4 protein-coding genes are annotated in these 5933 nt (G+C 67.7%); all 4 read left to right on the top strand.

Features of this window, described 5'->3' with window-relative positions; genetic code table 11:
* The coding region (gene hypB / locus AC1VTH_RS05980) for a hydrogenase nickel incorporation protein HypB (protein ID WP_481335248.1) at positions 1 to 505 on the top strand (505 nt) is incomplete at its 5' end.
* A gap of 70 nt (positions 506 to 575) precedes the next feature.
* A complete protein-coding gene (locus tag AC1VTH_RS05985) occupies positions 576 to 3272 on the top strand; it encodes an FAD-dependent oxidoreductase (protein WP_481335249.1) in 2697 nt (898 codons plus the stop codon).
* A gap of 84 nt (positions 3273 to 3356) precedes the next feature.
* Positions 3357 to 3701, top strand: a complete 345-nt coding sequence (locus tag AC1VTH_RS05990) for a hydrogenase maturation nickel metallochaperone HypA (RefSeq protein ID WP_481335250.1) — start codon at positions 3357 to 3359, stop codon at positions 3699 to 3701.
* A 150-nt stretch (positions 3702 to 3851) separates the two neighbouring features.
* Positions 3852 to 5933: glutamate synthase central domain-containing protein (locus AC1VTH_RS05995; RefSeq protein WP_481335251.1), on the top strand; the 2082-nt coding region annotated here is incomplete at its 3' end.

The raw sequence follows: 5933 nt of genomic DNA on the forward strand, positions 1-5933 counted from the left end.
CGCGGGCGTCATCGCCGTGCAGCTACACACGGGCGGCATGTGGCACCTCGACGCCGGCATGTGCGCGGCCGGCCTTGCCGAGCTCGACGCCGCTGCCGCCGAGGCGGGCGTCGATGCCATCGACCTCGCGGTTCTCGAGAACGTGGGCAACCTCGTGTGCCCCGCCGAGTTCGACACCGGCGCCTCCGTCAACGTTGCCATCCTCTCGGTGCCCGAGGGTCACGACAAGCCTCTCAAGTACCCGCTCATGTTCGAGGTCTGCGACGTGGTGCTTGTGAACAAGATTGACGTGGCGCCCTACTTCGATTTCGACCTGGACGCCCTCGAGGCAAACGTCCACCTGCGCAACCCCAAGGCCAAGATCTTTGCGATGAGCGCCAAGACCGGCGAGGGCGTTGAGGCCTGGACCGGCTGGCTTGCCGAGGCCGTGGCCTCCTGGAAGGCCGGCACCTTCTCCAAGGACGCCCCCGCCAACGAGGACGCCCCGCACTACCCAAGCGTCTAGCGAACGAATCGCGAAGAAGCGTGACAAGGCCCCAACCCCTTTGTCACATCCGTGCCCATAAGGAGACAAGATGATTCTCAACGGACCTGGCATTTCCTACACCGAGCCCGACATCGGCTCCGAGTTCGTGCCGCCCATCCCCGAAAACCCGCGTCCCGCGATTGTGGCCCTCTGCGAGCACTGCACCAACCGCATCCTCGGCAGGAAGGAGCTTCTGCCCTACGAGTACTGGAGCTTTGCCGAGGCGGCCACCGACGAGCAGGCCACCATGCTCTGCAAGCTCAAGATGCGCGTTCCCTACACACTCGACGCCGCCGTGAGCGCCACGGGCATCGCCGCCGAGAAGCAGTGGGTGCTTCCCATGCTCGTGCCCGGCTCCGCCGAGTTCCTCAACATGCGCCCCGCCGAGCTCAAGGACCACCCCGTCTACGCCAAGTTCTTCGAGCAGGCCTCCAAGGGCCCGCTCTCCAAGGCCACCCCGATGGTGCCGCCCGGCGGCGCCGGCATCGGCATGCACGTGATTCCCGTCGAGCAGGCCATCGAGCACGAGAACCAGTCCATCTCGATCGAGCACATCAAGCACTGGCTCGACAAGTACGACGGCAAGTACGCCGCGAGCACCTGCAGCTGTCGTGCCAGCCGCGACACGCTGGGCGAGGGCTGCGGCGACGACTTCAACGACTGGTGCATCGCCGTGGGCGACATGGCCGACTACGTGGTCGAGACCAACCGCGGCCGCTACATCACGCGCGAGGAGGCCCTCGAGATCTTCCAGCGCGCCGAGGACAACGGCTTCGTGCACCAGATCACCAACATCGACGGCGAGAACAAGATCTTCGCCATCTGCAACTGCAACGTGAACGTCTGCTATGCCCTGCGCACCTCGCAGCTGTTCAACACGCCCAACCTCTCGCGCTCGGCCTACGTGGCGCGCGTCGAGTCCAGCAAGTGCGTGGCCTGCGGCCGCTGCGTCGAGGTCTGCCCGGCCGGCGCCGCCAAGCTCGGCCAGAAGCTGTGCCTCAAGTCTACCGGCAAGGTTCCCAGCTATCCCGTGCAGGAGCTGCCCGACGCCGCCAAGTGGGGTCCCGAGAAGTGGAGCCCCGACTACCGCAACAAGAACCGCGTCGAGACGCACGAGACGGGCACCGCCCCCTGCAAGAGTGCCTGTCCCGCCCACATCGCCGTCCAGGGCTACCTCAAGCTCGCGAGCCAGGGCCGCTACACCGAGGCCCTTGCCCTCATCAAGCGCGAGAACCCGCTGCCGGCCGTCTGCGGCCGCCGCTGCGAGGACGCCTGCACCCGCGGCCGCATCGACGAGGCCATCGCCATCGACGAGGTCAAGCGCTTCATCGCCCAGCAGGACCTCAACGCCGAGACCCGCTACATCCCCTCGCAGGTGCGCCCCAAGGTGCGCGGCGACTTCGAGGAGAAGGTCGCGATCATCGGCGCCGGCCCCGCGGGCCTCACCTGCGCCTTCTTCCTAGCCGAGAAGGGCTACAAGCCCGTCGTGTTCGAGAAGAACGCGCGCCCGGGTGGCATGCTCACCTACGGCATCCCGGCCTACAAGCTGGGCAAGGACGTCGTGCAGGCCGAGGTCGACGTCATCGAGGCCATGGGCGTTGAGTTCCGCTATGGCGTCGAAGTGGGCCGCGACGTGACGCTCGCCCAGCTGCGCGAGCAGGGCTTCTCTGCCTTCTATGTGGCCATCGGCTGCCAGGGCGGCCGCCGCGCCAACATCCCCGGCGAGGATGCCGAGGGCGTCACCGTGGCCGTCGACTTCCTGCGCAAGGTTGCCGAGGCGCAGCTCGACGGCGGCGTGGCCGAGCCCGTGAGCGGCAGGGTCGTCGTCGTGGGCGGCGGCAACGTCGCCATCGACGTGGCCCGCACCGCCGCCCGTCTGGGCGCCGAAAGCGTCGACATGCTCTGCCTCGAGGCCCGCGACATCATGCCTGCCTCCAACGAGGAGGTCGCCGAGGCTGAGAGCGACGGCGTGCGCCTGTCGTGCGGTTGGGGCCCGGCCGAGGTCCTCGCGCAGGACGGCCACGTTACCGGCGTGCGCTTCAAGCGCTGCACCAGCGTCTTTGACGATGAGGGTCGCTTTGCCCCCACCTACGACGAGGCCGACATGATCGACGTCGCCTGCGACCAGCTCGTCCTCTCCATTGGCCAGAGCATCGAGTGGGGCAACCTCCTCGAGGGCTCGGCCGTGGAGCCGGGCCGCGGCCAGGGCGCGGTGGCAGACCCCAAGACTTACCAGACCGCCGAGCCTGACATCTTCGTGGGCGGCGACGTCTACACCGGCCCCAAGTTCGCGATCGACGCCATCGCCGCCGGTCACGAGGCGGCCGTCTCGATTCACCGCTTCGTGCGGGGCGGCACGCTCACCATTGGCCGCAACCCGCGCAGCTATCGCGAGCTCAACCGCGACGACATCGAGCCGGGCTCGTATGACACCACGAGCCGCCAGGAGCCCGCGATCGACCACGAGCGCGAGCGCACGGCCCCGTTCGAGGAGTACGCCCAGGGCTTCACCGAGGAGCAGGTACGCGCCGAGACCGCCCGCTGCCTGGGCTGCGGCGCCTCGATCGTCGATGCCAACAAGTGCATTGGCTGCGGCCTGTGCACGACCAAGTGTGCCTTCGACGCCATCCACCTCCACCGCGAGCGCCCCGAGTGCTCCACGATGGTCAAGTACGAGGAGAAGATCCCCTCGCTGCTCAAGTACGCTGCCAAGCGTCAGTTCAAGATTATGTTCAACCGCAAGTAGCGGCTGAGCGTTCGCCATGGGGTGCCCGCTGCCGCCATCGCACGCGGCGCGGGCGCCCCGCTTTTGTGTGGAAGGGGAGTGCGCGTGCACGAGCTGGGAATCGTGTTCTACATCATCGACGACGCCAAGAAGGCGGCCACGGACAACGGCCTCACGAGCGTCAAGAGCGTGACGCTCACCTTGGGCGAGGTCTCGGGCGTGGTGCCCGAGCTGCTCGAGGACGCCTGGACGTGGGCTTGCAAGCGCGAGCCCATGATGGAGGGCTGCGAGCTTGTGGTCGAGCCGCTCACCGCCGTGACCCACTGCGACGGCTGCGGGGCCGACTACCCAACCGTGGCGCACGGCCGCACCTGCCCGCATTGCGGCAGCGAAGACACCTACCTCTTGCGCGGCCGCGAGGTGGTTCTCTCACAGATCGAGGCCTACTAGCAGGCCGGGGACAGGGGGACGGGTCTTTTGTCCCCGCACTTGTTACAAGATTCTTTCTCGCGTGTTGCCGGTTGTTGGATGTAACGGACGCGACACATCCGCTGCGTAAGGTTGCAAAGGCCTGAACCCACACGGAGAAGGACTAAGACCATGGAGTCTCACCAGCAAGACGCAACCAACGAGGGGCTGTATCGCCCCAGCTACGAGCATGATGCGTGCGGCATTGGCGCCATCGCCCAGCTCAAGGGCGTGCGCAGCCACCAGACGCTCGACGATGCCCTGTCGGTGCTCGTGAACCTCGAGCACCGCGGTGGCAAGGGCCTCGAGCGCAACACCGGCGATGGCGCCGGCGTGCTGTTCCAGGTGCCCCACCGCTTCTTTCGCAAGGAAGCGCAGAAGGAGGGCCAGCTGCTGCCCGACGAGGGCGACTACGGCGTGGCCATGCTCTTCTTCCCTCACTCCGACGAGTGCGGCGAGACCGATGGCGTGGCAGACCCCGAGGCCGTCGCTGCTGCCATCCGCGTCTTCGAGGAGGGCTGCGCCGAGTGCGGCGTGCCCCTGATGTTTTGGCGTCACGTGCCCGTTGACCCGCATGACCTGGGCGACACGGCCAAGGCCTGCATGCCCACGATTCTGCAGGCGTTCCTGCGCCGTCCCGAGGGCGTCGAACGCGGCCTTGCCTTCGAGCGCAAGCTCTACGTGTGCCGCCGCACCATCGAGCGCGCCGCCGACGCCAACCCGGCGCTCGCAAACAAGATCTTCTACGTCTGCTCGATGAGCGCCCGCACCATCGTCTACAAGGGCATGCTCGTCGCCACGCAGATGCGCCGCTTCTTCACCGACCTCAGCGACGCCGCCGTCGAGACGGCGCTCGCCCTCGTCCACTCCCGCTACTCGACCAACACGACGCCCAGCTGGGAGCGCGCGCACCCCAACCGCTACATCATCCACAACGGCGAGATCAACACCCTGCGCGGCAACGTCTCCTGGATTCGCGCCCGCGAGCCAAACCTCTACAGCCCGGCGCTGCAGCACGACCTCGAGCGCGTGCTGCCCATCATCAACCGCGAGGGCTCTGACTCCGCCATCCTCGACAACGTGCTCGAGTTCCTCACGATGAACGGGCGGCCGCTCGACCGTGCCGTGACGCTCATGATCCCCGAGCCGTGGGACCACAACCCCAACCTCTCCGAGAAGCGCCGCGCCTACGACGCCTACCAGTCGATGCTCATGGAGCCCTGGGACGGCCCCGCCGCGATCGCCTTCACCGACGGCCGCATCCTGGGCGCCGTCCTCGACCGCAACGGCCTGCGCCCGGCGCGCTACTACGTCACCCGCGACGACCGCATCATCCTGTCGTCCGAGGTGGGAACCATCGACGTGGAGCCCGAGAACATCCTGCGCGCGGGCTGCCTGGGCCCGGGCGAGATGCTCGAGGTCGACCCCGCCCAGGGTCGCGTGATCTGGAACGACGAGATTCGCGACAAGTACGCCAACGAGAAGCCCTACCGCGACTGGCTGGGCGACGAGACCCTCGACATCCACGACCTGCGCGAGCCCAACGCCGCCGAGCTGCCGGCCGAGCCCGACGCGGGGCTGCCCCTCACCGAGCGCCTCGCCAAGCACGGCTACCACTACGACGACGTCGACGAGCTCGTGCGCCCCATGGCCACGGCCGCCAAGGTGCCGCTCGCCTCGATGGGCGTCGACGCACCGCTCGCGGTGCTGTCGGGCAAGACGCGCAGCTTCTTTGACTACTTCCACCAGCTGTTTGCCCAGGTCACAAACCCGCCCATCGACGCCATGCGCGAGAGCCTCGTGACGAGCTCGGTGCTTTACCTCGGCAACCACGGAAACCTCCTCGAGGACTGCCGCGACACCTGCCGCCTCGTGCGCCTGCAGGGGCCGCTGCTTACCCACGACGCCTTCCGTCGCATTTGCGCCATCGACCGCGTGGGCTTCCGCACCCAGGTCTTCCACGCCACCTACCGCCGCGACGCCGGCGAGGGTGCGCTTGAGGCCGCGCTTGCCCGCCTCAACGACGAAATTGCCGAGGCCGTGCGTGGCGGTGCCAACATCGTCGTGATCTCCGACCGCGCCGCGGCCGGCGAGGTGCCCATTCCGAGCCTGCTCGCCCTGGGCAGCGTCCACAACCACCTCATCCGCACCGGCCTGCGCATGCTCGCCGACATCGTGGTCGAGACCGGCGACGCCGTCTGCGCCCACGACTTC

The organism is Parolsenella sp., assembly GCF_982402205.1.

Bases quoted from the DNA above. Each gene is read 5' to 3' on its own strand.
- AC1VTH_RS05985 (WP_481335249.1), top strand. From the start codon at position 576: ATGATTCTCAACGGACCTGGCATTTCCTACACCGAGCCCGACATCGGC.